This window comes from Robiginitalea sp. (genome assembly GCF_049588695.1).
Lineage (GTDB): Bacteria > Bacteroidota > Bacteroidia > Flavobacteriales > Flavobacteriaceae > Robiginitalea.
Map to the genome: position 1 here is coordinate 1 of NZ_JBAVZJ010000506.1, position 3,127 is coordinate 3,127.

Here is a 3,127-nt window from a genome sequence, read left to right on the forward strand (position 1 = left end):
AAGCGTCCAGAGGGGATTGTTAAAACTCAGATTGCCAAAACTATCCGCTGTGATTCCGATCAGGGCAGATGCGCTCAGGGAAGGCAGCCGATTGCCTTTGGCAGCTCCCACAAGTGCATTCTGAGCGATCACCTGGTATTCCGCGACAAGTACATCGGGCCTTCTCGCTAATAGGTCCACCGGGCGGGCCACAGGTAAGTCGATGTTGTAATTTTGGGCATTAAGGGGCTTGCCCGTCCGCACATCCCCAGGGTTTTTACCCAACAGGATACTGAGCGTATTTTGAAGTTGTACGATCTGAAGTTCGTATTGCGGTACCGACCCGGCCGCAATGGTGTACTGAATGGTCGCCTGGTTAACGTCGAGGACGGGAACGATTCCCTTGTCGTAGCGCGCCTGGATTAGTTGGAGCATACTATCCCGAGACGTTGCATTGCGTATCGAAATTTCGTATTGTGATTTGGCCCTGAGCAGTGAAAAGTAGGTCGTTGCCACCTCACTGATCAACGAAATCATCACCCCCCTGTACCCGTATTCCGAGGAGACAAGGTCTGCCCGGGCGGCTTCTGAAAGGCGTCTGAGCTTTCCCCAAAGGTCCAGTTCCCAATTGGCCGTGGCCGCCCCAAGGACCAGGTTTTGGGTCGAGCCCACCTGGTTGAGTAAAAAATTTCCGCGTTGCACCTGCCCGTTAACATCGAATTTGGGCAGCATTTCAGCGTTTTGATTCTTAAGCGCAAGCCGTCCCTGCAATACATTTTCAGCCGCGATAAGCACGTTCCGGTTGTTTTCCAAAGCGGTGCGGATCAGGCTGTCCAGGACCGGGTCGTCATAGAGGTTCCACCATTTAAGGTCAGCTGTGTTCAATTCCAGGGAATCGGTGTTAATACTGTCGTATTCAACGACCCTCAACGTATCCGCCTGGGCATAGGAATCGGGTTGGTTTAATTCCACTCCCTGGTAATTCTTCCCGATTTTGCAGCTGTGCAAACCGATGGCAACACATAGTATGAGCAGTATTTTTTTCATTCCTTTTCTGCTGTTTCTAACGAAATCCCATTAAGGTCCCTTTTCTTTTCATACCCTGCCAGCTTTCCGATGAGCACGAAAAGCATAGGGTAAAAGAAAACGCCGAGTAAAGTAGCGATGGACATCCCCCCCAATAAAGCCATACCCATCACTTTTCGGGCTTCCGCCCCGGTTCCCGAGGCCACGACCAGCGGGAAAACGCCGAGGATAAAAGAAAAGGCGGTCATCAGAATAGGTCGGAACCTGGATTTGGCTGCCGCGATGGCGGCATCGTAAAGGGAGGAGCCACTTTTAAATTCTTCATTGGCAAATTCCACGATAAGGATTGCATTTTTGGCGGCCATTCCAATGAGCATCACAAAAGATACCTGAGCGAAAATATTATTTTCAAAGCTCACGCTGAATTGGCGGGCAACCCAAAGGAAAAACAAGGCTCCGAATATCGCGAAGGGCGTTCCCAGTAAAATCGCAAAGGGCAACGTCCAGCTTTCGTATTGAGCTGCGAGTATTAGGAATACAAACAGGAGGGAAAAAGCCAGAATAACGCCCAGGGATCCCGAGGCTTTATCTTCCTGAAATGACATCGCATTCCAGGAAGTAGTCATGTCCTCCGGCAGGGTTTCTGCGGCTACCTCTTTCAGGGCCGCCATAGCTTCGGTAGAAGTATAGCCCGGTGCGGGTGCGCCGGTAACTTCGACAGACCGAAACAGGTTGAATCGGGTAGTGTATTCCGGACCACTTACGGGGCGTATGGTTGCCACCGTGGAAAGGGGGACCATGTCTCCTGTATCGTTTTTTATAAAGAAATTCTCGATCTGGGATTCGTCCACGCGGTATTGGCTTTCCGCCTGGATATAGGTTTTGTACAGCCGCCCAAATCGCGTAAAATCATTTACATATGACCCGCCCATAAAAGCTCCGATAGTCGTGTACAGGTCGTTGAGGGAAAGCCCGAGTTTTAAGGCTTTTTCTTTGTCGATGTCCATATAACGCTGGGGAACATTGCTCTGGAAGGTGGTAAAAGCGGCACCTATCTCAGGCCGCTGGTTGGCAGCTGCTATAAAGGCACCGGCATTCTTCGAAAGGTATTCCGGGGTATTCCCCCCCTTATCCTGCACCATGATGCTAAAGCCAGATCCATTTCCAAGCCCGGGAATGGCCGGAGGCCCGAAGGCAAAAGCCTGGGCCCCGTCAATAGAAGTGGCCAGTTCATAATTCACCCGATTGATAACTTCCTTAACGGTGGCCTCTCGCGCTCCCCAGTCTTTTAGGGTAACGAACATAAAACCATTATTGGTAGCATTGGCCCCGGAAAGCAGGCTGAACCCGGCGGCATTGGTTACATATTCCACTTCGGGATACTGTAACAGGCGCTCCTCGATCTCCGCACTTACCTTGTCGGATCTTTGGAGGGAAGCCGCATTGGGCAATTGGATGTTGACATAAAAATACCCCATATCTTCCTCTGGGATAAACCCACCGGGGACCAAAACACCGAATACGCCTGCGCCAACTGTCAGGATGAGTATAAAGATCACCCCCCTTTTTAATTTTCCGGCAATCACCTCCGTAAAAGACATATAGCCGTCTGTGGTTCTGCCAATCCATCCGTTAAAACCTGCAAAGAACTTCCCGAGTAACCCCTTATAGGGCTTGGGTTCTTTAAGGAGAAGGGCGCACAGTGCCGGGCTCAGGGTAAGGGCGTTAACGGAAGATACGAGCACGCTGACTACTATGGTAATCGCGAATTGTTTGTATAAAATCCCAGTAATTCCCGCCATTCCTGCTACCGGAATAAATACGGCTACCAGCACCAGGGTAGTGGCCAGAATAGGTCCGGTAACCTTTTTCATGGCTTCCATGGTCGCTTCCTTGGCAGTCATCCCTTTAGCGATATTCACCTGTACCGCCTCGACCACCACAATGGCATCATCCACAACAATACCAATGGCTAAAACAAGACCCAATAAGGAGAGGACATTTATAGTGAACCCCAGGGCCGGGAAAAATATAAAAGCCCCGATCAGGGAGACGGGTATGGCCAGGGTAGGTATGAGGGTCGCCCGCCAGTCCTGAATAAAAATAAAGACCACAAGGATGA

General features: G+C 50.7%; 2 protein-coding genes. Both read right to left on the bottom strand.

Translation table 11 applies throughout. The features are described from left to right. Positions 1-1,026, bottom strand: a 1,026-nt coding sequence (locus WBV75_RS11770; RefSeq protein ID WP_424120786.1) for a TolC family protein, incomplete at its 3' end; no start/stop codon positions are given. Next, a partial coding sequence (locus WBV75_RS11775) for an efflux RND transporter permease subunit (protein WP_424120787.1) occupies positions 1,023-3,127 on the bottom strand: 2,105 nt, incomplete at its 5' end. The genes WBV75_RS11775 and WBV75_RS11770, both read right to left, overlap by 4 nt.